The 24,524-nt window shown below is 49.8% G+C and carries 22 protein-coding genes; 20 read left to right on the forward strand and 2 right to left on the reverse strand.

Annotation, left to right across the window (positions count from 1 at the left end):
- Nucleotides 1-5 precede the first annotated feature (5 nt).
- From AB5627_RS06635 to AB5627_RS06720, 18 genes are all read left to right on the forward strand, one after another.
- Entirely contained in the window at nucleotides 6-317 is a 312-nt protein-coding gene (locus AB5627_RS06635) for a head-tail connector protein (protein ID WP_337398847.1), read from the forward strand.
- Entirely contained in the window at nucleotides 314-655 is a 342-nt protein-coding gene (locus AB5627_RS06640) for a head-tail adaptor protein (protein ID WP_337398849.1), read from the forward strand. Before AB5627_RS06635 ends, AB5627_RS06640 begins: the two co-directional genes overlap by 4 nt.
- A complete protein-coding gene (locus AB5627_RS06645; protein WP_337398850.1) occupies nucleotides 642-1,073 on the forward strand; it encodes an HK97 gp10 family phage protein in 432 nt (143 codons plus the stop codon). The genes AB5627_RS06640 and AB5627_RS06645 overlap by 14 nt, the downstream gene beginning before the upstream one ends.
- Entirely contained in the window at nucleotides 1,070-1,411 is a 342-nt protein-coding gene (locus AB5627_RS06650) for a hypothetical protein (RefSeq protein ID WP_337398851.1), read from the forward strand. Before AB5627_RS06645 ends, AB5627_RS06650 begins: the two co-directional genes overlap by 4 nt.
- A 3-nt stretch (nucleotides 1,412-1,414) precedes the next feature.
- Complete coding sequence (locus AB5627_RS06655) at nucleotides 1,415-2,011, forward strand: major tail protein (protein ID WP_337398853.1); 597 nt, start codon at nucleotides 1,415-1,417, stop codon at nucleotides 2,009-2,011.
- Between the two features lie 15 nt (nucleotides 2,012-2,026).
- Complete coding sequence (locus AB5627_RS06660) at nucleotides 2,027-2,410, forward strand: hypothetical protein (RefSeq protein ID WP_337398854.1); 384 nt, start codon at nucleotides 2,027-2,029, stop codon at nucleotides 2,408-2,410.
- A gap of 208 nt (nucleotides 2,411-2,618) precedes the next feature.
- Complete coding sequence (locus AB5627_RS06665) at nucleotides 2,619-5,114, forward strand: phage tail protein (protein WP_337398856.1); 2,496 nt, start codon at nucleotides 2,619-2,621, stop codon at nucleotides 5,112-5,114.
- A complete protein-coding gene (locus AB5627_RS06670; RefSeq protein WP_337398858.1) occupies nucleotides 5,111-5,836 on the forward strand; it encodes a distal tail protein Dit in 726 nt (241 codons plus the stop codon). Before AB5627_RS06665 ends, AB5627_RS06670 begins: the two co-directional genes overlap by 4 nt.
- Entirely contained in the window at nucleotides 5,833-7,647 is a 1,815-nt protein-coding gene (locus AB5627_RS06675) for a phage tail spike protein (protein WP_337398859.1), read from the forward strand. The genes AB5627_RS06670 and AB5627_RS06675 overlap by 4 nt, the downstream gene beginning before the upstream one ends.
- 14 nt (nucleotides 7,648-7,661) lie before the next feature.
- Entirely contained in the window at nucleotides 7,662-8,819 is a 1,158-nt protein-coding gene (locus AB5627_RS06680; RefSeq protein ID WP_337398861.1) for a hypothetical protein, read from the forward strand.
- A gap of 12 nt (nucleotides 8,820-8,831) precedes the next feature.
- A complete protein-coding gene (locus tag AB5627_RS06685) occupies nucleotides 8,832-9,914 on the forward strand; it encodes a hypothetical protein (protein WP_195388619.1) in 1,083 nt (360 codons plus the stop codon).
- 12 nt (nucleotides 9,915-9,926) lie between these two features.
- Nucleotides 9,927-12,008, forward strand: coding sequence for a DUF859 family phage minor structural protein (locus tag AB5627_RS06690; RefSeq protein WP_337398868.1), 2,082 nt, complete (start codon nucleotides 9,927-9,929; stop codon nucleotides 12,006-12,008).
- Between the two features lie 56 nt (nucleotides 12,009-12,064).
- Nucleotides 12,065-12,478, forward strand: coding sequence for a holin family protein (locus tag AB5627_RS06695; protein WP_333635038.1), 414 nt, complete (start codon nucleotides 12,065-12,067; stop codon nucleotides 12,476-12,478).
- Nucleotide 12,479: 1 nt separating this feature from the next.
- Nucleotides 12,480-13,427: a LysM peptidoglycan-binding domain-containing protein gene (locus AB5627_RS06700; RefSeq protein WP_333635037.1), complete on the forward strand. Its 948-nt coding sequence runs from the start codon at nucleotides 12,480-12,482 to the stop codon at nucleotides 13,425-13,427.
- Between the two features lie 133 nt (nucleotides 13,428-13,560).
- Complete coding sequence (locus tag AB5627_RS06705) at nucleotides 13,561-13,977, forward strand: RNA polymerase subunit sigma-70 (RefSeq protein ID WP_256321886.1); 417 nt, start codon at nucleotides 13,561-13,563, stop codon at nucleotides 13,975-13,977.
- Nucleotides 13,977-14,147 carry an SHOCT domain-containing protein gene (locus AB5627_RS06710; protein WP_178737709.1) on the forward strand — a complete coding sequence of 57 codons (171 nt, stop codon included), beginning with the start codon at nucleotides 13,977-13,979 and terminating at the stop codon, nucleotides 14,145-14,147. The genes AB5627_RS06705 and AB5627_RS06710 overlap by 1 nt, the downstream gene beginning before the upstream one ends.
- A gap of 52 nt (nucleotides 14,148-14,199) precedes the next feature.
- Nucleotides 14,200-15,972, forward strand: a complete 1,773-nt coding sequence (locus AB5627_RS06715; RefSeq protein ID WP_333635035.1) for a recombinase family protein — start codon at nucleotides 14,200-14,202, stop codon at nucleotides 15,970-15,972.
- Nucleotides 15,957-17,528, forward strand: a complete 1,572-nt coding sequence (locus AB5627_RS06720) for a recombinase family protein (protein ID WP_368369747.1) — start codon at nucleotides 15,957-15,959, stop codon at nucleotides 17,526-17,528. The genes AB5627_RS06715 and AB5627_RS06720 overlap by 16 nt, the downstream gene beginning before the upstream one ends.
- 55 nt (nucleotides 17,529-17,583) lie before the next feature.
- On the opposite strand, the gene AB5627_RS06725 is transcribed toward AB5627_RS06720, so the two are convergent.
- Nucleotides 17,584-19,140, reverse strand: coding sequence for a hypothetical protein (locus tag AB5627_RS06725; protein ID WP_333635033.1), 1,557 nt, complete (start codon nucleotides 19,138-19,140; stop codon nucleotides 17,584-17,586).
- Nucleotides 19,141-19,221: 81 nt separating this feature from the next.
- Complete coding sequence (locus tag AB5627_RS06730) at nucleotides 19,222-19,923, reverse strand: type I restriction-modification system subunit M N-terminal domain-containing protein (RefSeq protein ID WP_333635032.1); 702 nt, start codon at nucleotides 19,921-19,923, stop codon at nucleotides 19,222-19,224.
- Nucleotides 19,924-20,249: 326 nt separating this feature from the next.
- On the opposite strand from AB5627_RS06730, the gene AB5627_RS06735 reads away from it, so the two are divergent.
- Together AB5627_RS06735 and AB5627_RS06740 are read left to right on the forward strand one after the other, a co-directional pair.
- Entirely contained in the window at nucleotides 20,250-21,302 is a 1,053-nt protein-coding gene (locus AB5627_RS06735) for a restriction endonuclease subunit S (protein ID WP_333635031.1), read from the forward strand.
- A gap of 11 nt (nucleotides 21,303-21,313) precedes the next feature.
- Complete coding sequence (locus AB5627_RS06740; RefSeq protein WP_368369748.1) at nucleotides 21,314-24,508, forward strand: HsdR family type I site-specific deoxyribonuclease; 3,195 nt, start codon at nucleotides 21,314-21,316, stop codon at nucleotides 24,506-24,508.
- Nucleotides 24,509-24,524 lie beyond the last annotated feature (16 nt).

Here is a 24,524-nt window from a genome sequence, read left to right on the forward strand (position 1 = left end):
CGGTGATGGACGAGCTTCTTTCCAAAGTAAAAGCCAACCTTATCCTGGAACATACGGCGGATGATGAGCTGCTGAAAGGCTACATCACCGCCGCTGTTTCTTACGCCGAAAGCTACCAGCACATCCCGGAGGGGTTCTATAAGGAGAATCCCATGCCAGCCACCACAGAGCAAGCCGTTATCATGCTGTCGTCCCACTTCTACGAAAGCCGGGACGGCAGCACGGGCGGCTTTTTTGCGGATAACACCGGAGCGGCACAGCAGGTGTGGAACACGGTCAATCTGCTGCTCCGCTTGGATAGGCGGTGGCAGGTATGAGTTTTGGAAAAATGAACGGCTTTGCCGACATCGTAGAAATCCGTCAAATCAAGGACAGCGAGGGCTTCACCCATTCCGAGAATGAAGTCCTCGCTTCCGTCCGTGTGTACCGGGAAGGCCGGCACGGCAGTCAGCGTTGGGCGAACCTTGCCGCATTCAGCGAAGCGACCGACCTCTTCCGCTTTCGGTGTATTCCGGGGCTGACGGTCACTACCGACCAGTTTCTCATCTGCGATGACTGCCGCTACGATATTGTGTCCGTAGAGGATGTCAAAGGTCGTGGAATGTACATCGAGGTTTTAGCGAAAAGGAGTGAACCTACCATTGGCAAAAGCTGAAATGAAAATGCCGGAGGATTTCCTCCTGAAGATTTCCAAGCTCGGCAGCAACTTTGACAGCGTGGCGGATACCGTCCTGCAGGCCGGTGGTGAGGTCGTGCTGAAGAGAGTCAAGAGCAATCTTTCCTCCGTTATCGGCAGAGGGACAAAGTTCAAATCCCGCACCACGGGCGAACTGGAAGGCGCACTCGGCCTTTCTCCCTCCAAGCTGAACCGGGACGGCAACCACGACATCAAGGTCGGTTTCGCTGAGCCACGCCCGGACGGCGGAAGCAATGCCAAACTTGCCAACATTCTCGAATACGGCAAGCACGGTCAGTCTGCAAAATCCTTTCTGAAACCCGCAAAAACGGCATCCCGGCAGGAGTGTATCGATGCCATGACCAAGGCACTGGATGAGGAGGTGGAAAAGCTGTGAGCCTGCTATCCGATTTACAAACCATCGCCGAGCATTGCGGTGTTCCAGTGGAAACGGGTGTGTTCTCCGGCAAAGCCCCGGACACCTATCTGGTCATCACTCCGCTGTCGGACAGCTTTGAGCTCCACGCCGACAACGCTCCCGGCTGCGAAACGCAGGAGGCACGGCTGTCCCTCTTCACGAAGGGCAGCTACACCAAACTGAAAAATGCACTTGTCCGTGCCTTGCTTGGTGCGGACTTTTATATTACCGACCGCCGGTACATCGGCTTTGAGACCGAGACCGGCTACCATCACTACGCCATTGATGTGGCGCAAATCTACGATTTGGAGGAATAAGTTATGGCGACCATCGGTCTTGACAGACTGTATTACGCAAAAATCACCGAGAACGACGCCGGAGAGGAAACCTACGGTACGCCGTCCCAGCTTGCCAAAGCCATCTCCGCTGACCTTTCGGTGGAACTGGCGGAGGCAACGCTCTATGCCGACGACGGTGCTTCGGAGATCGTGAAGGAATTCAAATCCGGCACACTCTCCCTTGGCATTGATGATATCGGCTCTGCGGCAGCATCCGACCTCACCGGCGCGACCATCGACAAAAACAAGGTGCTGATTTCCGCATCCGAGGACGGCGGCGACCCTGTGGCGGTGGGCTTCCGCGCCAAGAAATCCAACGGCAAGTACAAGTATTACTGGCTGTACCGTGTGAAATTCGGTATTCCGGCGACGAACCTTGCCACCAAGGGCGACAGCATTACCTTTTCTACGCCGACCATCGAGGGTACCATTCTGCGCCGCAACAAAGCAGACGCAGGCGGCAAGCACCCGTGGAAAGCGGAGGCGCTGGAGGGCGATGTGACCGCTACGACTATCACGAACTGGTACAAGGAAGTCTATGAGCCGACCTATACCACGACAGCCGAAAAACAGGGTTAATGGAGGTAACACACAATGGATAATGAGAGAACTGCAGTCATCACCATCGGTGACGAGGAATACACACTCCTGCTTACCACCAAGGCTACCAAGGAAATCGCTGGTCGCTATGGCGGTCTGGAAAACCTCGGCGAGAAGCTGATGAAGTCCGAGAACTTTGAAATGGCCATCGGAGAGATCGTGTGGCTTATCACGCTTCTGGCAAATCAGAGCATCCTCATTCACAACCTCAAGGATAAGGAGCACCCCAAGGAGCTGCTCACGGAGGATGTGGTGGAGCTTCTGACCACGCCCCTCGACCTCGCCGGATACAAAACCGCCATTACGGAAGCGCTCTACAAGGGCACCAGGCGGAATGTGGAAAGCGAGAAAGACTCAAAAAACGCACAAGTCGGGTAACGGTCTCCGATGCGGAACTGTTTACCCGGCTTCTTTATTACGGCCTTGCCCACCTTCATCTCAGCCAGGATGAGGTGTGGCTGATGCCGTTTGGACTGCTTTTGGACTTATGGGAGTGTCACAAGCAGTATAACGGGCAGGCTATTCCTGCTCACGAACACTACATCGACGATATTATCCCGGACGGCATTTAAGGAGGTGACGGTACATGGCAGATAGTTTCGGACTGAAGATCGGTCTTGAGGGTGAAAAGGAGTTCAAAAAAGCGCTGGCGGACATCAACCAGTCCTTCAAGGTGCTCGGCTCCGAAATGAAGCTCGCCACCTCTCAGTTCGATAAGAACGATAAATCCGTGGAGGCTCTCGCCGCACGGAATAAGGTGCTGCGAAAAGAGATCGATGAGCAGACTACAAAAATCGATACCCTTCGCAAGGCCCTGCAGAATGCCGCCACCTCTTTCGGAGAGAATGACCATCGCACCCAGAACTGGCAGATCCAACTCAACAATGCCGAAGCCGCCCTCAATGACATGAACCGGGAGCTGGACGAGAACGAAAAAGCCATCAAGGAGGGCGGCAAGGCTGCTGAGGAATCCGGCAGTAAGTTTGAAGGCTTCGGCAAGGTTCTCAAAACCGTAGGTGTGGCACTCGGTGCTGTGGCCGTCGCCGCAGGTGCCGCCGCCGTGAAGCTCGGAAAAGAGGTCATCGCTGCCTATGCGGACTATGAGCAGCTGGTCGGCGGTGTTGACACTCTGTTCAAAGACTCCTCGCAGGAGATTCAGCGGTATGCCGCCAACGCATACAAAACGGCCGGTCTTTCCGCCAACGAGTACATGGAGACGGTCACAGGGTTCTCCGCAAGCCTGATCCAGTCCCTCGGCGGCGATACCGAAAAGGCCGCAAAGTATGCGGATATGGCAATTACGGATATGTCCGATAACGCCAATAAAATGGGCACGGATATGTCCTCCATTCAGAATGCCTACCAGGGTTTCGCCAAGCAGAACTATACGATGCTCGATAACCTCAAGCTGGGCTACGGCGGCACAAAGCAGGAAATGGAGCGACTGCTCGCCGATGCGGAGAAGATATCCGGCGTCAAGTACGACATATCCTCCTACGCAGATGTGGTGGAAGCCATCCATGTCATGCAGGAGAGCATGGATATTGCGGGTACGACTGCCAAGGAAGCGGAAGCCACTATTTCCGGCTCTGTCAATGCGCTGAAATCAGCCGTGTCGAACCTCATCGTGGGCTTCGGCGATGCGGACGCTGACATGGAGCTGCTGTGCAACAACATGGTGGATGCCTTCAAGACCGTGGTGGCGAACATCACCCCGGTTATTGAGAACATCGTGGCGGCTCTGCCCACGGCGCTGGACGCTCTGCTGACGGCTGTGGGTGAACTGCTGCCCACACTGCTGGAAGCAGTCACCGAACTGTTCTCGCAGGTGCTGGAAACGCTGCTTTCTTTGCTTCCGCAGCTTATCCCGGCGGCGGTGTCTGCTCTCATGACCATCGTGAACACGCTGATCGAGAATCTGCCACTGCTTATCGAGGCAGCGGTTCAGCTGGTGTCCACGCTGGTGACCGGCATTGCGGATGCGCTGCCCACGCTCATTCCGGCAGCGGTGCAGGCTATCGTCACCATCGTACAAGGACTGGTGGACAGCCTGCCGATGCTCCTTGACGCAGCCTTACAACTTATCACGGGACTGGCGCAAGGACTTCTGGACGCAATCCCCGTGTTGATCGCCGCTCTGCCGGAGATCATCAACGGTATCATTACCTTCTTACTGGATTCGATTCCTCAGATCATCCAAACAGGCATTCAGCTTCTGACCTCGCTTGTTGCCGCATTGCCGGATATCATTATGGCAATCGTGGAAGCCATTCCGAAAATCATTGACGGTATTATCAACGCGGTGCTGAATGCGATACCGCTCATTATTCAAGCGGGCATCGACCTGCTGATTTCTCTCATTCAAGCCCTGCCGCAGATCATCACCACCATCGTGCAGGCGATTCCGCAAATCATCTCCGGCATTGTCAATGCTCTGGTCGGAAACATCGATAAAATCATCATGGCAGGTGTGCAGTTGTTCGTTGCACTGATTGAAAACCTGCCCACCATCATCGTGGAGATCGTCAAGGCCGTGCCGCAGATCATTGCGGGTATCGTGAAAGCCTTCGGCTCTCTGATGTATAAAATCGTGGAAATCGGCGGCAACATCGTAAAAGGTCTGTGGAGCGGTATTACCCAGCTTGCCTCATGGCTGTGGGACAAGGTGTCCGGGTGGATCTCTTCCATCTGGGACGGTATCTGCGATTTCTTCGGTATCCATTCGCCCTCAAAGGAAATGGCATGGGTCGGTGAAATGCTGGTCAAGGGTCTTGCAGGCTCCATTGACGACAACGGCGATGAAGCGGTCAAAGCCGCCGAAGGTATGGCCGAGGACATCAACGGCGTCATGGGTGACCTTGCTCACGATATGCAGACGGCTCTGCCCACCGACTTTGATGTGAACGGCTCGATTCGCTCCGCCGTGGACGGCGTGGTCGGCAAGGCGGCGTCCGCTTTCACCATCGCTCTGAACATCGCCACCTTCAACAATTACAGCAGCGAGGATATCCGTCAGCTCACCAACGAAGTCATGGAAACGGCGAACCAGTTCGCCCAGCGGAAAGGAGTGGTATTCGCATGACCTATTTTACCTACAACGGCCGCAGTTCCGCTGATTTCGGTCTGCATATCGAGAAGAAGGACGTGTTCTCCGCACCGGAGTACGATGCGGAGTTCATCTCCATTCCCGGTCGGAGCGGCGACATCATCAATCCCAACCGCCGCTTTGCCAACATCAAGGTCACCTATACCGTGTTCCTCGCTCGGAAGAATATAGCTGCACTTGCCTCTGTCCTGCGGGACATCAAAGGCTGGCTGTATTCCGAACCGGACAGATACCACGAAATCACCGACTCTTACGATGCGGAGTATTTCCGCTACGGTGTCATCTCCGGCAATCTGGACATTGAGGAGCAGCTAAACAAGGTCGGCAGTTTCACCGTAACCTTCAACTGCAAGCCGTATAAATACAGCTTTACAGGACAGGAGACGGTGGCGGCTGACGCTTCCGAACTGACGATTACCAATCCGACCGCTTTTGAGAGCCGACCGTACATCAAGCTATACGGCAGCGGTGCGGTGGTAATAATGATACAGCCCCAAGGTCGAGGCATGATGATTTCCGATCTGGATGAGCACATCGAAATCGACAGTGAATTGATGAACTGCTTCAAAGGCACCGCCCTCAAAAATGACACCGTCAAAGGTGCGGAGTTCCCGGTTCTCAAACCAGGTGTTTGCACCATCAACTGCACCGGCAATGTGACGAGGATCGAGGTCATTCCGAGGTGGTGCTGTCTATGATTCCTGTACTCTACGCTGCAAACGCCACGGACTTCAGTTCATTCGGCCACGGTGCGCTGACGGATACCATTTCCTGCGAAATCACCGAGGAGCGCAACGGTGTGTTTGAGTGTCTGCTCAAATACCCTGTCAGCGGTCAGCACTACGGGCTAATCACCAAGGAGTGCATCATCAAGGCAAAGCCCAATGACACCGCCGCCGACCAGGCGTTCCGCATTTATCGCATCACGAAGCCCTTAAACGGCATCGTCACCATCTACGGTCAGCACATCTCGTATGACCTCGCCAATATTCCGGTGATGCCGTTTTCGACGGAGAGCCGTTCTCCGCAGCTTATCCTCTCGCAGCTTCTTGCCGGAGATACACGCTTCACGGGCTGGACGGACTACTCGGATGCAAAGGCGTTTTCCGTCACGCAGCCGAAAAGCGTCCGTGCCTGCCTCGGAGGTACGGAAGGCTCAATGCTCTCCAAATGGCACGGCGAGTTTGAATGGGACAACTTCACGGTGAAGTTCCATTCGCACCGTGGGCAGAAGACCGGCGTAATCATTGAATACGGCAAGAACCTCACCGCCCTGGAGCAGGACGAGGACAACAGCGGTGTATATACCGCACTGCTCCCGTATGCCGTGTACACCCCGGAAGGCTCGGACACCGAAACGGTGGTCACGCTGCCGGAGGTAACGCTCCCCATTGTGACCTCGGAGATCGTCCGGGCAAAAACGCTCATCATGGATTTCTCCGACCAATTTGACGGAGTTGTGACCGAGGATGCCCTCCGAGCGAAAGCCAACAGCTACATCAAAGCCAATCCGCTGGGAGCGACCATCCCCACGGTGAAGGTGTCCTTTGAGCCGCTCTGGAAACAACCGGAGTATTCGGCACTCCTGGAGCGGGTCAACCTCTGCGATACCGTCACCATCCGGCACTCGCTTCTGGGTGTCAGCGTGTCGGCTATGGTCATCGAAACCGTATACGACACTCTTGCCGAACGGTATGTGAGCATTTCCCTCGGTCAGAGCAAGTCCAGTATGATCACCACCATTTCCGAGGTGCAGTCCACGGTCGACAAGGTGGAGTCCACGGTGGGACGCTTTCCAAAGCTGCTTCAAACCGCCATCGGTAAAGCCACCGGGCTTATCACCGGTCAGAGCGGCGGCTATGTGGTCATTCACACCAGCGAAGAGAACGGTCAGCCCTATGAGCTGCTCATTCTGGACACACCCTCCATTGACGAAGCCGTAAATGTCTGGCGTTGGAATGTGGGCGGTCTGGGCTTTTCCCATAACGGCTACAACGGTCCCTATGAAACCGCCATCACGGCAGACGGTCAGATCGTCGCAGACTTCATCACCTCCGGCTCACTGGTGGCGAACATCATCAAGGCTGGTGTCATCCAGTCGCAGGACGGCTCGTCATGGTGGGATTTGGAGAGCGGCGAAGTGGTACTCCGTGCGTATGCCACCCGCAAGGAAGTCACCGAGGTCAGCGACCGCATTACCACCATTGAGGAGCAGAAAATGCTCCGACTGGTCATCATCTCATCCAACGGGAACATCTTCAAGAACGGTAATGTGAAAACGCTGCTTTCCGCTAAGGTGTACTCCTGGGACGAGGACATCACCGATACGCTGGATGCCAACCAGTTTATCTGGACAAGGGTGTCGGAGGATACGGAAGCGGACAAAGTCTGGAATGAACAGCATTTCGGCGGTGCAAAGTCCGTGGTCATTACCGGTGCGGATGTTAAAATCCGCGCCACTTTTTATTGTGACCTCATCGACACCACGACCAGGCAGAGCCTGTTATAACGGAGGAATTCACTATGGCAACCGCAGAACCCACAACAGAAGCCGGTACAGTGTCCGGTTCAGATACAACAACTTCAAAGGAGGCTTCTCACATGAGCAAAGCACAAGGCCAGTTTACCATCATCGACTACAACGACGCACTGACGCTGACGGGGTACATCGGCTCGAACCTCGCCAAGACCCAGATGTATAACCCCGACAACGGCAGTTACACCCCGGACTGGAAAACGAAGAACCTCGTTCTGACGCCCAGTCTGTATGTCATCGGCACCACTGCCGACCAGATTGCCACCGCCAATGTCACCTCGGTCAAGTGGTATGTGGGTGACAGCAACACCGCCATCACCGCAGGCACGAACTACGCCCTCAGCGGTGCCAAGAGCCACATCCTCACGGTCAAGGCCAATGTCATGGCGGAGCTGCCCGGCATCGACTATCGCTGTGTCATCACTTACAAGGACGAAAGCACCGGTCTGTCGCTGACCCATCCGCTGACCATTTCCTTCTCCCGCGTGGTCAACGGCTCCGGCATCGTTGACCTGCTGGTCACCACACCCAACGGAAATGTGTTCAAGAACGAGGAGGTCGCCAGTCTGGCCGCCAAGGCCGAACTGTGGCGTGGCTCAACGGTGGACACCACCAAGGTCAGCTACAAGTGGGCGGTCATGGACACTTCCGTCACCGCTACTTCTTCCACCGGCTATGATGCAGACTTCGGCATCGGCTGGCGCAAGCTCTCGGATACCGCCGACAAATACTCCGGCACGGCCACCAATACCCTCACGGTCTACGCCGCAGCGGTGGACAGCTACGCTGTGTTCAAGTGCTGTGCCCAGGACACGGATTCCGCATCCGCTTCTTATAACACGAAGTTTTTCGATGTGGCGACCTTCATCGACAACTCCGACCCGTTGCAGATCATCGTCACCTCCACGGGCGGCGATGTGTTCAAGAACGGCCAGGGCACGACTGTGCTGACCGCCGTCTGCTATCAGGCGGGCTCCGAGGTCGACGCAGCCGGAAACGGCAGTTACACCTGGACAAAGTACAACAAGGATGGCGCAATCGATACCTCTTGGGGTACCAATGGCAGCAAGACCGGCAAGACCCTGTCGGTGTCCAGCACCGATGTGGATACCAAGGCAACCTTTATGGTCGTTGTGGCGCTTTGAGGAGGTGGTGAGATGATCGCATCAGCACAGTTCACGATTATCAGTCTCTGCGATGTGGTCACCTCGGACACGCCGCCGGAAAACCCCTATGAGGGGCAGCTCTGGGTGGATACTTCCGTGACCCCGCCGGAAACGAAGATATGGGACGGAAATGAATGGGTGGTGCAGAACGACATTGAAACGATCCGCACCACCATTTCCATTCTGACCGAGAAGGACGCACAGTTCCAGCAGACCATCGACGGGCTGAACAGCTATGTGGCGACCCTTACCGAAACGGTGGAAACGGTGTCCAACGACCAGGGCGTCCTGGAGGAACGGGTACTGAACTCCGAAAGCCGTGTTTCGGAGCTGGAACACACCGTGGATGGACTGTCCGTCACCATGCAGGAGCAGTACATCGGCGGCATCAACTATGTGCAGAATTCCTCCGGGCTGAACGGCATCACGGATGATTGGAGCTACTCCGGTACGGTAAAAACAGATACCTCCACCGATACGCAGAACAACACCATTTCCGACTCTTGCTTTGTGTTGGGAGCCTATTCCTCGTTGTCGCAGTACATCCGAGGGGTAGTCCCCGGCACTTATACGATCTCGGTCCGGGCAAAGAAAACCTCGACCATGTCCGGATATTTCTATGTGACCTACAACGGAAACAAAACCAAGTACCTGTTCAATAAGTCCACGGCGTTTGACTGGACGGATTACTCCGTAACGCTCACGGATGTGACTGACCCCACGCTGCGCATTTACTGCTACTGTCGGGATGCGTCCATTTATCTCGCCGACATCATGATCTCCGAAGGAGCGATCCCCCGAAAGTGGACGCCTGCACCTAACGAGATCTACACGCAGGAGGTCAAGATCGATAAGCGTGGCATTGAGGTATCCAACAGCGCATCGTCCCAGCGGACGGTTATCACGAACACGGAGTTCGCCGGTTACTACAACGACGAGGTGATCTTCACCCTGAACAAGGACGAAACGCAGACCAAGAAAACCACGGTGGACGGCGAACTGACCGTGGGTAAAACGAAGTTTGTCCCGATGCCAACGGCGTCCGAAGGGCTGAACATCGTCATTCTGGATTAAGGAGGGAAAGCTATGGCAACTTGGAAAAGCGCGGCATACGATGGGCGCTATCTTCAACTGGACATTTCAGAAAGCGTGAATGTGGTCGGTAACAGCTCGACACTTTCCTGGACGCTGACCTCTACCGGTGGCGCATCCACTTATTACACCATTGACACGACCACTGTAACGATCAATGGTACGACCGTATACTCAAAGGACCGTACCTATTGGGATGACCGTGTTTTCCCGGCAAAGAAAGGTTCTGTCAGTGGCACGATTACTGTAGCTCACAACAGCAACGGCGGCAAAACGATTGCGGTCGGATTCTCGACCCGTGTTTATATCTACGGTTCACAGGAATACGGCGGCAGCATGACGCTGACTACCATCGACCGTTCCGCACCTACCGTGACCTTCAGTACATCGAATGTCACGGCAAACGGGTTCAAAATCTCCGCTACATCCTCTGCCACGGCGGACATCTGGCAGTACAGCACAAACGGCGGTTCGAGCTGGACGCAGTTCTCAACGACGGCATCCACCAGTGCCAGTGTGACGATCACCTCGCTCTCACCGAATACAAGCTACACGGTGAGGGTCAGAGCAAGGCGGCAGTACAACCATGTCTACGGCACTTCCGGCAGTTCCACGGTCAAGACGCTGGGCGGTGCTGTGGTGAATAGTGTCAACACAGTGACGGCGGACAATGCCACGGTTTCCATTACCATCAATGTGACCGTGTACGAAGCCTCCTACACCAATACGCTGGTGCTCAAAAACGGCAGCACGACCATCTTGACTATTTCCGGGCTTTCCTGGTCGAAGGGCACGGCGAACCGCACGGTCACGCTGACATCGGCGCAGAGGACAACGCTGTTGAACGCTATGGCATCCATCAAGTCGTTCACCGGCACTTTTGCGGTTTCGTCCTACAGCGGATCTACGCAGATCGGCAGTACTTCAAGCAAGACCGCCACTGTACTGACCACGGCAACCAATTCTGCTCCGACCATAAGCGGATTCACTTATGCCGACAGCTACACGACCACGAAAAACCTCACAGGCAACGACCAGCTATTCGTTCAGAACTACTCGACCATCAAGGTCACGCCCGGAACGGCAACTGCAAAAAACGGTGCCAATATTTCCAACTACACAGCTTCCTGCAACGGGCTGTCATCCTCTAACACTACCGGCTCTGCCTTATCTGTTGGAAAGATCGCCAAGTCCGGCAGCGTAACGGTCACGCTCACGGTCACGGACTCCCGCGGCTACACCGCCGAAACTTCACAGACGGTGACGGTCATTCCGTACACCAAGCCGAAGATATCCTCGATAACGCTCCGGCGAACCAACGATATCGAAGCGGAAATGCAGCTCAAATTCAGTGGCTCAATTTCTGCTGTTACCGTAGACGGGACGCAGAAAAACAGCGTGGTTTATGTGCGGTATCGTTACAAGAAAACCAGTGAGAGCAGCTACGGCAGCTACACCAGCATCTATTCCGGCACGACAAAAAGCGGAACCTCTTTCAGCTACTCCAATTTGGAACTGTGCAGTCTGGATGCCAACAGTTCCTACGACCTTCATCTACAGATCCAAGACAAGCTCTATTCTTTGAGCAGTCTGGATCTGTATTTTACTGTTCCGCAGGGTACGCCCCTCATTGCGCTTCGGAAAAAGAAGGTCGGCATCAACACGCCGGAGCCACAAGCCATGCTGGATGTTGCCGGGGATATGCGGGTGGATGGCTCACCCCTTGCGGATTTTGTCATTCAGCAAGGGACAAGCGGCATCTGGAATTACCGTAAATGGAAAAGCGGTACAGCGGAATGTTGGGGTCAGTATTCCTTTACGACCGCCATTTCGACAGCATGGGGCGTGCTCTATGAGAGCGGCGCAATTGCGCTCCCTAATTTTCCATTTACCTTCGCGGAAATTCCTCATGTCCATATCTCCACGGAGAACAGCAATTACGCCATGTTTGTGGAGCGAGGCAGTTCGAGTAGCTGGTCTACAACGACCAACCCCGGAAAGATATTTGCCGTAAGACCAAATACGGTACCATCGGCAACCTACAAAGTATCAATCTATGCTATCGGAAAAGCGTGACGCTCCGGCGTCACTTTTTTCATACCCATTTTTAATCTCAAAGGAGGACAAACAACATGAAAGAATTCTGGACGACCATTCAGGTGGTGTTCGCCGGAATCGGCGGCTGGCTGGGATGGTTCTTGGGAGGATGTGACGGCTTGCTTTATGCGCTTCTGGCTTTCGTAGTCATCGACTACATCACCGGCATCATGTGTGCCGTGGTGGACAAGAAGCTGTCCAGCGAAGTCGGCTTCAAGGGCATTTTCAAAAAGGTGCTCATCTTCGCCCTGGTCGGCGTCGGGCATATTCTCGACACCCGCGTCATCGGCAGCGGTTCGGTGATGCGTACCGCCGTCATTTTCTTCTACCTATCGAATGAGGGCGTGTCCCTGTTGGAGAACGCCGCATACCTGGGACTGCCCATTCCGCAGAAGCTGAAATCCGTTCTGGAGCAGCTTCATGACCGCAGTGAAAAGGAGGATGAATAACATGGCTTACACGAACAGCCCCCTGGTGTCCTACACCAAACTCAGCCCGAACCACTCCGGGCAGCGCACCCACAGCATTGACCGCATCACGCCGCACTGCGTGGTGGGTCAGTGCAGTGTGGAAACGCTGGGCAACATCTTTTTGCCGACCTCACGGCAGGCAAGCAGTAACTACGGCATCGGTGTCGACGGGCGGATCTGGATGTATGTGGAAGAGAAAAACCGCTCCTGGTGCTCCTCCTCCGCAGCCAACGACCAGAGAGCTATCACCATCGAGTGTGCCAGCGACAACACCGAGCCTTACGCTTTCAAGGATGTGGTGTACAAGAGACTCATCGAGCTTTGCACCGATATCTGCAGGCGCAACGGCAAAACCAAGCTGCTCTGGCTCGGCGATAAGGCCAAGACGCTGAACTACACCCCGAAATCTGACGAGATGGTTCTGACTGTTCACAGATGGTTTGCGAACAAATCCTGCCCCGGCAACTGGATGTATGCCCGTATGGGTGGTCTGGCATCCAAGGTCACGGCGGCTCTCGGCAGCGAGGTGAAGCCGGTCGAACCCGCCAAGCCCACCGGCACAATCAAAGCTGGCGACCTCGTGACCATCACGGGCAGCACCTATTATGGCGGCAAAACCATTCCCGGCTGGGTGAAGAAGCTCCGCTGGTATGTGGTCGAGGTCAGCGGCGACCGTGCGGTCATCAATAAGGATGAATCCGGCAGGTACGCCATCATGTCGCCGGTCAAGACTTCTGCACTTGCCATGGCAGGCACGAAACCCTCCGAGGATTACCGCATCCACACCGTGGTGCATGGTGACACCCTCTGGGCAATCGCCAAGAAGTATCTCGGCAACGGCAGCCGCTATAAAGAAATCGTCAGCCTGAATGGACTGAAAAGCAATGTCATCTACAGCGGTATGAAGCTGAAGATCCCGAATAAGTAAACCGAACCTATCAACGCTCTCTGCGGATCATTCCGTGGAGGGCGTTATTTTTTTTGCGCTTTTTTCGTTCAAGATGGCCATTTCCCTCCAGTGGGTAGTGAGAGGGGCCCCTCTCGGACTGGAGGACAATCTCATGACAAATGAGCAAAGAGAAAAGATAACGGCCCTGCGGCATCAGGGCTTTGGATATACGGCCATCGCCAACAGCGTCGGACTGTCAAAGGACAGTGTCAAAGCATATTGTCGATCCCACGGCCTCGCCGGTGAGAAGGCAGAGAGCCACAGCCTTGCGGAGGTTCCCACGCAGCTTTGCCTGAACTGCGGCAAAACGCTGATCCAGTTCCCAAGACGGAAACAGAAAAAGTTCTGCTGCCCGGAATGCCGGACGGCATGGTGGAACGCTCACCCGGATGCTGTGAAGCAGAAGGCCGTTTATACCTTTATCTGCCCAGAGTGCGGGAAGGAGTTCACGGCCTACGGAAACGCCAAGCGCAAGTACTGCTCCCACGTCTGTTATATTGCGGCCCGGTTCAAAGGCGGTGATGCCTGATGAGCAAGGAGGAGCTCCACAACGATATGCTCTACCATGCAGCGATTTCAATGGCGAAATCCATGCTCGAAAAGGGCTTGATCACTGAGGAGGAATACGCTGAAATTGATACAATTCTGCTCGAAAAATACCGACCATATTTGGGTACATTATTATCCGAAAACGCTTGATATTCCTGCCTTTTAGAGTGATATATAGACACTACCGGAAGGAGGGATATCATTGAAAACAGTAGAGAAAATCGAGCGAAAACTGCCGGTTCTGAAAACAAGAAAGCGAGTCGCTGCCTACGCCAGAGTGTCGATGGAATCCGAACGGATGCAGCACTCGCTTTCTGCACAGGTGAGCTATTACAGCGCACTGATTCAAAAGAACCCCGAATGGGAATATGCTGGCGTTTTTGCGGATTACGGGATCTCCGGCACCGGCACCAAAAAGCGTGAAGAGTTCAATCGCATGCTGGCTGAGTGTGAAGCCGGAAACATCGACATCATCCTCACCAAGTCGATCCAGCGTTTTGCGAGGAACACCGTGGACCTTTTAAACACGGTCCGGCACCTGAAGGACCTCGGCATTGAGGTGCGCTTCGAGAAGGAAAACATCAATTCCTTGAGCGGCGACGGAGAGCTGATGCTTTCCATCCTTGCTTCCTTCGCACAGGAAGAAAGCCGCAGCATTTCCGAAAACGTCAAATGGGGTACGATCAAGCGGTTCAAGCAAGGCATTCCCAACGGCAAGTTCAGCATTTTCGGGTATGAGTGGCAGGACGACAAACTGGTCATCGTACCGGAGGAAGCAGAGATCATCCGTTGGATGTATGCCGAGTACATGAAAGGCGCATCCCGGATTGAGATTGGCAGGGCCTTGATGGACCGAGGCATTTATACCCGGCAGGGAAAGCCGTGGGTGGACTCCAATGTGAAGGTCATCCTGACAAACATCACCTACACCGGGAACATGCTCTTCCAGAAGGAATACTGTGAAGACCCGATCACCAAGCACCGTAGGAAGAATTACGGCGAGATGCCACAGTATTTTGTCGAAGACACTCACGAGGCAATTATCCCGATGGACGAATGGCAAGTGGTACAGGCCGAGTTCAAGCGCAGACGGGACCTTGGTCCCTTCGGAAACAAGTCGCTGAAACTATCGGCTTTCTCCACGAAGATCACCTGTGGCTGCTGCCGAAAACACTATCGCCACAGTGGAAAACGGAATACCGCCGGTGAGGTTTACTACATCTGGATCTGTCAGACGAAAAGCCAGAAAGGTGTGTCGGCTTGCCCCTCGAAGAACATCCCGGAGAAGATGCTCCAGAATACCGCAGCGGAGGTGCTGGGCCTTGATGAGTTTGACGAGGACGTTTTCAGTCAGCAGATCGAGGAAGTCATCGTTATCGGAGACGATACCTTGACCTTCCGCTTTTACGACGGCCACGAGGTCACCACCAAATGGCAATCTACTGCCAAGACCGACTGGTGGACAGACGAGCGCAGAAAGCTCTGGGGAGAACGGCACAAGCGCAAGGATACCAATCCGAACCGGAATACCTTCTACGAGTTCACCGGATTCATAAAATGCGGCTGCTGCGGTGCCAATTACCGCTGCCAATCCGGAAAGCGTAAGGACGGCACCCCGACACGGTCGTGGTATTGCACCGGTCCACGTTCCGAATGTCGGAATCCGGCTATCAGGGACGAGACCATGAAGCGGCTGGTGACTGAGATCCTTGGCCTTGATGAGTTCGACGAGGCTGCGATGGACGCTCAGATTGAAAGTGCAACAATCCTCGACCACATGGTCACGTTCCATTTCAGGGACGGCCACATCGAATCCAGAGACTTCTTGGATAAGCGGCACGGCACCCCTTGGACCGAGGAACGGCGGGAAAAAGCAAAAAAATCCATGAAGGCCGCTTGGACAGACGAGCGCAGGGAGGCAATGAGTGAAAGAATCAAGAAAATAAGGAGCGAAAAGAAATGGCCAAATCCGTAACCACGATACCGGCGACGCTGTCACGCTTCACGGCGGCACCGATCAACAGCACTAAGAAGCGACGTGTGGCGGCCTACGCTCGTGTCAGCACCGACAACGAGGAGCAGCTGACCAGTTACGAAGCGCAGATTGATTACTACACGAATTACATCAATGGCCGGGATGATTGGGAGTTCGTCGGGGTATATCCTGACGAAGGCATCACCGGCACCAATACCAAAAAGCGTGAGCAGTTCAGGCAGATGGTTGCAGATGCCCTTGACGGCAAGATCGACCTGATTATCACGAAGTCGGTCAGCCGCTTTGCCAGAAACACAGTCGATAGCCTGACTACCATCCGGAAACTCAAGGAGCACAACGTCGAGGTCTATTTTGAAAAAGAAAACATCTGGACCTTCGACAGCAATGGTGAACTTCTGCTGACGATCATGTCCTCGCTGGCGCAGGAAGAGTCCCGGTCCATTTCCGAGAACTGCACATGGGGCCAGCGGAAGCGGTTTGCAGACGGCAAGGTCACAGTCCCGTTCAAGCGGTTTCTGGGCTACGACATGGGGCCGGACCACAACCTCGTGGTAAACCCAGAACAGGCCAAGCTGGTCAAGCGCATCTACGGAATGTTCCTGCAAGGCCAGTCGCCATTCCAGATTGCCCGGACGCTGACCGATGAAGGCATTCCTTCTCCCGGCGGCAAGGACCACTGGAACCCCAGCAACATCAAAAGCATTCTCACCAACGAAAAGTACAAGGGTGATGCGCTGCTGCAGAAGTCCTTCACTGTAGATTTTCTGACCAAGAAGAAAAAGACCAACGAGGGTGAAATCCCGCAGTACTACGTCAAGGACAACCACGAGGCCATTATCGATCCGGAGACCTTCGAGATGGTGCAGACGCTGATGACTACCCGCACCAAGGGCCGGAACCGCAAGAGCTCGGTCAGCATCTTTTCCAGTAAGGTCAAGTGCGGAGACTGCGGCAGCTGGTACGGGCCGAAGGTGTGGCACAGCAACGACGCCTACCGGAAGGTCATCTGGCAGTGTAATCACAAGTTCGACGGCCAGAAATGCGCCACACCGACACTCACCGAGGATGAAATAAAAGAACTGTTCCTCCGGGCCGCCAATCAGGTGATCGACCAGAAGGAACAGTTTATAGCCATATACGATCAGGTCCTTTCAAGAAGCCTCGACACCACGGCACTTGAGAGTGAGCTTTCGGATCTGGAAGCTGAAATCAACATCGCTGCCGAGCTCATCGAGGATTGCATCAAGGAGAACGCTCACGTCGCCCTCGATCAGGATGAATACCAGAAACGATACGATGCTCTGGTGGCCCGGTTCGATAAGGCCAAGGCCCGACACACCGAGGTCACCGACTTGATTGCCGAGCGCATGGCCCGGAAGCACCAGATCGAAACCTACCTGAAGAACCTGCGGAGCCGGGAGCCGCTGACGGAGTTCCGTGAAACCGACTGGCTGGCGATGGTCGATTACATCACAGTTCACAGCAAGGATGACATCCGGGTGGCATTCAAGGACGGCACCGAGATCAAGGCATAATCCCATAGACGCAGCAACGCCTCTGAACCACATCGGCTCGGAGGCGCTTTCTTTGTTACACTACAGAAAACTTTATTTCTCCTGATAAATTGCCATCGGACTTGTTCGATTTTATCGAATACCTAATGCAAATATCTCCATCGCTTCTTTTTAACATAATCATTGGTCCAAGCCAGCATGTTTCCTTTGGACGAAGTGCCTTAATATAAAACTCATACTCGTTCTTTTCTAATCCCTGTGGTTCAGCTATATATTTTGAAAGCTCTCGTTCATAATCCTTTGCATCGAAATGAGCACCATTAACGCCATACAGCTTAAACGAATCAATACTGTCAGATATCGAATAGCTAATATTGGTTTCATACTTTATTTTCGAGTTTTCATTCATCAACAGAAATTCTTTAATAATCCCATCTTCATAAATTAAGCCCTCAATACCCTGCAAGTCAGGATTAATAATTTTGCGAGATGGTGTTGCTGTATTTGCCCCACTGATAATAACCGAAATACTGATTTCATCATCTGCAATTGTGGATACATTACGAATTGCCAAAGGAAACAAAAAATAGTCGTCAAAAGTTCTCGAATACATCTCCATCATTTGCATTTGAGCAATCCTGTAATCAAGCTCATTGATCTTTTCGTACTTTAGTTTTTCCTCTTCTGTCCCCTCATATGTGGTTCCACTACCGCCTATATGAAATGATACTTTTTTCTTTAAATTCCCCAATTCAAAAAAATCATCCATCAATTTTATTTCCGGGTACTCCATAGAAAAACTAATAATCGATTCCTTTTCTTTTTCAGTAATGATTACTCTTTGTGGTGTGTCTCCAAAGAGATTAATGCTTCCGAGCATTTCGCTTATATTTGATGAAACTTGTGGTTGTTCTTTTGGTTCCTCCACTATACACGGTTCCAGATGAATATCATTGATTTCAGATATCAATTGTTTGCAACCAGCAATACCTCGATCCTTAATGACACTATCAAAATATTCAAAAGGACTATAAGACCATGCTTCTTTGGTAATTTCATTGCTCTCTTGATTATAACAACCAACAACAAGATTTGAAAAATTGCTCTTAACCCTGGGACCATTTTCTAATAGATTACTTACCGTATCTGTTATAATGTCCCTAATATACTTTTTAACATCCTTCTTTGTCTTCTCCTTCAAGGAATAGGGTGAAAGCCTATGATGAGCAAGATCAAAAGGCAAATCATCTGGTAAACCATAGTCGGTGTCTAATATACAAATTACATTTTCCCAGCCAACCACACTCGCCGCATATCCAAGTTCAAGCATAACATTAGGGTTTGGACCATATCTTACGTTGCCATTTTCGCCCTCATCGGTTATTGAACTGTATTTATTTACGATGCTAACATCTGCAATAAAAATATCGCATTCATCAATTTTTGAAAAAATAGTCTGTACGATATCTGGTGAGCCGTATTCCCCCTTAGTATCTCTGTCTGCTTCTATCTCAACTGTATCCCTTAACATTTTTACTGCTGATGAGATACTGTCTTGGATTAGCCCGCGAGTTTCACTATTTGGCAAATCAGATTGCCACGAATAAAAAATGCGAATTTCTGTATTTTTCATATTGCTACTTCCTATCTTTTTTAGAAAACAGCCGGGACAACCCGACTTCCACAACTTACCCCTCAAACGCCAACATACCCCTCAAGCGGCAAAACCGGCGGAGGAATAATTAAATTGTATCAATCTCGGTGTTTTTATATCATAGATCTTTATTTCGTCTTTTCCCTTGAGATGCTCAGCAACTATTTCAGACATAAGCACAGACACTTCGTGAGGCGTATAGAACTCGCCTGCCTTTTTGCCCGCATTTGAGGCGAACTTTTCGATCAAATATTCATAAACAAAACCAAGAACATCATAGTCCTGTTTTCCGTCCATAGGAATATCCTTGATAAGCTGTAAAAGCCCGCTGATAGCCTTAGTTCTTGCACCTGAAGTATCTCCAAGCTTTGAAAGACCCGTTTCAAGAGTATCAAATACTTTATCAAAGACCTTTTTGTGAGTGCTTGAAATTAGTCTGCTAAATGCAGAAAGAGCGGTAGTAACATTGTCTACACTGAAATCATTGCCCATTTCGAGCCACGTTGAAAAAAGATCATTATAGCCAATAAAATATCCAATATTCTTTTGAATATACTCGACCGTTTCCTCATCTTCCTCAGTAACGGTTTTGAGCAATTCATCATCATACCCCTCGTCTTTCAAGAATTTTACTTCCTTATCGGACAGGTACTTGTAAAAAATGAAACCTAAAATATAGTCTTTATATTCATTTGCCTCTATTTTTGAACGCATTTTATTAGCGGATTCCCAAATTTTATTTGCCAGCTGTTGTTTGTTCATATATAACTTCTCCTAAATATTCTTGCTTGATTATGACTTACACTTGAAACCTGTGTAAACTCCCGCAAGGAATATTATACTACAATTTGTACAAAATTTCAATACTACACAGCTAAAAATCTAAAAAATAAACAAGAATTTTGAAATATACACTATGTTAGTCTATATTTACTTTTAAACATACTTGGGAACAGCGTAAGTTAAGTGCGATTGCAGATAAAGTTACCGAGAAAAATGTTGGACTACAATATATTGAAACCTTTACTAATTCGGCAGAGTTCGGAATAATCAGTCAACGAGATTTTTTCGACCACGATATTGCAAAGATGAGCAGTTTAGGCGGTTATTATATCGTTAGAAGCGAGGACTTTGTTTATAACCCTCGTATTTCAACTTCTGCGCCTGTTGGACCAATAAATCGCAATAAGTTAGGCAGAATTGGCGTAATGTCACCGCTTTATACGGTTTTTAGACCACACGATATTGACACAACATATCTTGAATATTTCTTCAAGAGTAAGTACTGGCATTCATTTATGAATTTCAATGGTGACTCTGGGGCAAGGTCGGATAGATTTTCGATTAAAGACTCCGTCTTTTTTGAAATGCCTATCCCAATACCACATATTGATGAGCAGAAAAAAATAGGAGCGTTTCTCGATAAACTTGACTCCCTTATCACCCTTCATCAGCGTAAGTATGACAAATTGACCAAAGTCAAAAAGGCTATGCTTGAAAAAATGTTTCCGGAAAATGGCAGCCCATATCCCGAAATTCGGTTTAAGGGATTTACTGACGCTTGGGAACAGCGTAAGTTGTCTGATATGGTCGAGAGAGTGACGAGAAAGAACGAAAACCGTGAATCAGAGCTGCCACTTACCATATCAGCACAGTATGGCTTGATAGATCAAAACGAGTTCTTCGATAAGCGTATAGCAAGCCGAGATGTAAGCGGTTACTACCTGTTGAAGAAAGGTGAATTTGCCTACAATAAGAGTACATCATCTGATGCTCCGTGGGGTGCAGTTAAGAGACTTGATAGGTACGAAATGGGCGTATTATCGACACTTTACATTGTTTTCGCTTTGAAAGAGAACGGAAATATTGACTCTGATTTTCTTGTTTCGTATTATGATACCGACTGTTGGCATAAGGGAGTTCAAGCTATTGCTGCCGAGGGTGCAAGAAATCATGGACTACTCAATATCACTCCTGCCGATTACTTTGAAACAGTCCTTACAGTACCGTCCGACGTAAAGGAACAGCACCAAATCGGATCTTTCTTTGCAAAGCTCGACACCCTTATTACCCTTCATCAGCGTAAGCTTGAAAAGCTTAAAAATATCAAAAAAGCGTGCCTTGAAAAGATGTTTGTATAGGAGGTATTTGTATGATCTTCAAAAAAGAGGCAAAATTTGAAGATGCTTTGATAAAAGTCCTATTTAATAAGGGCTGGTCTTCGGAAGTTATTATGTATCCAACGGAGGAAGATCTGATACAGAATTGGGCAAATATCCTCTTTAACAATAATCAGAGCATTGATCGTCTGAATGGCTGTCCGCTGACAAGCGGAGAAATGCAGCAGATAATGGAGCAAATAAAAACTTTGCGTACTCCACTTATGCTCAATAAATTTATAAACGGCAAAACTATCTCGATCACTCGTGATAATGTCGATGATAAGCTTCACTTTGGCAAGGAAGTTTCACTTAAGATATACGACCGCAAGGAGATCGCCGCAGGTCAGAGCCGTTATCAGATAGCAAGACAGCCAAAATTCAAGGCGTCCTCTAGAATATTGAATGACCGCAGAGGGGATATAATGCTTTTGATAAATGGTATGCCTGTTATACATATCGAACTCAAACGCAGCGGCGTTCCTGTAAGCGAGGCGTGCAATCAGATACAGAAATATTCTTACGAGGGCGTTTTTACAGGGCTGTTTTCTCTTGTTCAGATATTTGTCGCTATGACACCTGACGAAACACTTTACTTTGCAAATCCCGGAAGTGCCGATGCTTTCAACCCCTATTTTTACTTTCATTGGGCAGATTTCAATAACGAGGTCATAAATGACTGGAAAGGCATTGCATCAAATCTAATTTCTATCCCTATGGCTCACCAGCTTATCGGCTTTTATACTGTGGCTGATGATACTGACGGCGTTCTGAAAGTTATGAGAAGTTATCAGTATTATGCCGCAAGTGCGATCTCTGACAAGGTTTCAAAAACTAAATGGGGCGAGGGCAATCAGCGTGGTGGATTCATTTGGCATACAACAGGTTCGGGAAAAACTATGACGAGCTTTAAGTCTGCTCAGCTTATTGCAAACTCTAAGGATGCAGATAAAGTAGTTTTTCTTACTGATAGGATAGAACTCGGAAATCAGTCATATATTGAATACAATAATTTTGCTGATGATGGCGAAAGCGTACAGAAAACTGAGGATACCTATGTTCTTATCACAAAGCTGAAAAGCTCAGCTCCTGCTGATACTTTGATAGTGACATCTATTCAGAAAATGAGCAATATCAAGAATGATGAAAACGGTCTGAACGCTCATGATATTGAAGAAATAGGCAAAAAGCGTATCGTTTTTATTGTTGATGAATGTCACCGCTCAACTTTTGGTGAAATGCTTTCTACTATCAAAAGTACGTTCCCAAATGCTATATTCTTTGGTTTTACCGGAACACCTATATTTGAAGAAAATCAGAAGAAAATGAGCCAGACATCTACGATATTTGGCGGAGAACTTCATAGATATGTACTTGCGGACGGAATCAGAGATAAAAATGTTCTAGGATTTGACCCTAGAATGGTACAGACTTTTAAAGAAAACGACGTTCGTAAACAGGTTGCACTTGCTGAGGCAAAAGCAAACAACGTGGAGGAGGCTTTTGCTGATGAAAAGAAACGAGAAGTTTTCAATAAATATATGAATGATGTTCCAATGGCAGGATACGAAAATGATGACGGAAAGTATGTCAAGGGCGTTGAAGACTATCTTCCTAATTCACAGTATATAGAACCTGAACATCAGAATGCAGTTGTTAATGATATTTGCGATAATTGGAGCATTCTCAGTGTAAACAAGAAATTCCACGCTATTTTTGCTACAAGCAGTATTCCTGAAGCTATTGAGTATTACGGGCTTTTTAAAGATAAAATGCCAAGCTTAAAAGTGACCTGTCTTTTTGACCCTCATATCAGCAACGAGGATGGAGAATACAAAAATACTTACAAGGGCAAACCTGTGGCGTTATTTAAAGAGGACGGGCTTGTAAAGATCCTTAACGATTACAATGATATGTTTGGACAAGATTTTACTATACCTACTCACGCAAGTTTCAAAAAAGACGTGTCTTTAAGACTTGCCCATAAAGAGAAATATTCAACGATTACACGCACACCTGAGAAAATGCTTGATCTTCTTATTGTAGTTGATCAGATGCTTACAGGTTTTGACTCAAAGTGGGTAAACACGCTCTATATGGATAAGATACTCCAGTATGAAAATCTTATTCAAGCAATGTCAAGAACAAATCGACTTTTCAAAAGCAATGAAAAGCCTTATGGTGTGATAAAATATTACCGCAGACCATTTACAATGAGAGCTTATATTGATGAAGCGGTAAAGACTTATTCAGGTGACAAGCCTACGGTTCTGTTTGTCGAGAAACTGCCGTATAATCTTAAAAAGCTTAATGTGATCTATATGGATATTTCAGAAGTTTTTAAATCTTCGGGAGTATCTGATTTCACAAAGTTGCCTAATGATCACGCAGAAAAAGCTAAATTTGCACAGCTTTTCAAAGACTTTAATCACCATCTTGATGCTGCTAAGCTGCAAGGATTTAATTGGGAACAGGACATTTATACATTTAATGATGAGGAAACCGGTTTAAATGAAACGATCAAATTAGACTTTGGCAGCAACGATTTTATGGCATTGGTACAGCGTTATAAAGAACTCTCCAACGGAAATGATGACGAAAACGGTAATGGTGGTTCAGACGGCGATGATGTTCCATTTGATCTTGTCGGTTATATTACTGAAATTGACACAGGAAGAATAGATGCAGCTTATATGAACAGCAGATTTGAAAAATATTTAAAAAATCTGCACCAAGCTGATATTACTGAAGAGCAGCTGCAAGCGTCGCTTGATGAACTGCACAAGTCCTTTGCTACGCTTACACAAGACGAGCAGAAGTATGCTGAGATCTTTCTGCACGATGTTCAGCGTGGAGAAGTAGTTGTTGAAGATGGAAAGACACTTCGTGACTATATCACAGAGTATCAATATAAGGCTAAAAATGACCAGATCCATAGTTTTGCTGTTGCTTTCGGATTGGACGAAGATTTGCTTAAAAATATGATGCAGTTAAATCTTACAGAGGCTAATATTGATGAATTCGGAAGATTTGACAAGCTGAAACAGTCAGTAAATAAAGCAGCTGCTAAAGCTTTTCTTGAAAAAATCGAGGGTAAAGTGATTATTCCGCCAAAAGTAAATATGAAAGTCGATAAAATCCTCAGAAAATTCATTTTAACAGGTGGCTTTGATCCTGATGAGGGATAAAAGGTATTTAACACCC

Origin of the sequence: Ruminococcus sp. RTP21198st1_G1_RTP21198_201120, from assembly GCF_040924265.1 — a bacterium.
Lineage (GTDB): Bacteria > Bacillota > Clostridia > Oscillospirales > Ruminococcaceae > Hominimerdicola > Hominimerdicola aceti.

What these genes read in the sequence shown, in the direction of transcription:
- AB5627_RS06690 (WP_337398868.1), top strand. Translation starts at nt 9,927, where the DNA reads ATGGCAACTTGGAAAAGCGCGGCATACGATGGGCGCTATCTTCAACTG.
- AB5627_RS06655 (WP_337398853.1), top strand. Translation starts at nt 1,415, where the DNA reads ATGGCGACCATCGGTCTTGACAGACTGTATTACGCAAAAATCACCGAG.
- AB5627_RS06670 (WP_337398858.1), top strand. Translation starts at nt 5,111, where the DNA reads ATGACCTATTTTACCTACAACGGCCGCAGTTCCGCTGATTTCGGTCTG.
- AB5627_RS06635 (WP_337398847.1), top strand. Translation starts at nt 6, where the DNA reads ATGGACGAGCTTCTTTCCAAAGTAAAAGCCAACCTTATCCTGGAACAT.
- AB5627_RS06640 (WP_337398849.1), top strand. Translation starts at nt 314, where the DNA reads ATGAGTTTTGGAAAAATGAACGGCTTTGCCGACATCGTAGAAATCCGT.
- AB5627_RS06685 (WP_195388619.1), top strand. Translation starts at nt 8,832, where the DNA reads ATGATCGCATCAGCACAGTTCACGATTATCAGTCTCTGCGATGTGGTC.
- AB5627_RS06680 (WP_337398861.1), top strand. Translation starts at nt 7,662, where the DNA reads ATGGCAACCGCAGAACCCACAACAGAAGCCGGTACAGTGTCCGGTTCA.
- AB5627_RS06695 (WP_333635038.1), top strand. Translation starts at nt 12,065, where the DNA reads ATGAAAGAATTCTGGACGACCATTCAGGTGGTGTTCGCCGGAATCGGC.
- AB5627_RS06735 (WP_333635031.1), top strand. Translation starts at nt 20,250, where the DNA reads ATGAGCAGTTTAGGCGGTTATTATATCGTTAGAAGCGAGGACTTTGTT.
- AB5627_RS06705 (WP_256321886.1), top strand. Translation starts at nt 13,561, where the DNA reads ATGACAAATGAGCAAAGAGAAAAGATAACGGCCCTGCGGCATCAGGGC.
- AB5627_RS06725 (WP_333635033.1), bottom strand. Translation starts at nt 19,140, where the DNA reads ATGAAAAATACAGAAATTCGCATTTTTTATTCGTGGCAATCTGATTTG.
- AB5627_RS06720 (WP_368369747.1), top strand. Translation starts at nt 15,957, where the DNA reads ATGGCCAAATCCGTAACCACGATACCGGCGACGCTGTCACGCTTCACG.
- AB5627_RS06665 (WP_337398856.1), top strand. Translation starts at nt 2,619, where the DNA reads ATGGCAGATAGTTTCGGACTGAAGATCGGTCTTGAGGGTGAAAAGGAG.
- AB5627_RS06740 (WP_368369748.1), top strand. Translation starts at nt 21,314, where the DNA reads ATGATCTTCAAAAAAGAGGCAAAATTTGAAGATGCTTTGATAAAAGTC.
- AB5627_RS06730 (WP_333635032.1), bottom strand. Translation starts at nt 19,923, where the DNA reads ATGAACAAACAACAGCTGGCAAATAAAATTTGGGAATCCGCTAATAAA.
- AB5627_RS06660 (WP_337398854.1), top strand. Translation starts at nt 2,027, where the DNA reads ATGGATAATGAGAGAACTGCAGTCATCACCATCGGTGACGAGGAATAC.
- AB5627_RS06675 (WP_337398859.1), top strand. Translation starts at nt 5,833, where the DNA reads ATGATTCCTGTACTCTACGCTGCAAACGCCACGGACTTCAGTTCATTC.
- AB5627_RS06700 (WP_333635037.1), top strand. Translation starts at nt 12,480, where the DNA reads ATGGCTTACACGAACAGCCCCCTGGTGTCCTACACCAAACTCAGCCCG.
- AB5627_RS06710 (WP_178737709.1), top strand. Translation starts at nt 13,977, where the DNA reads ATGAGCAAGGAGGAGCTCCACAACGATATGCTCTACCATGCAGCGATT.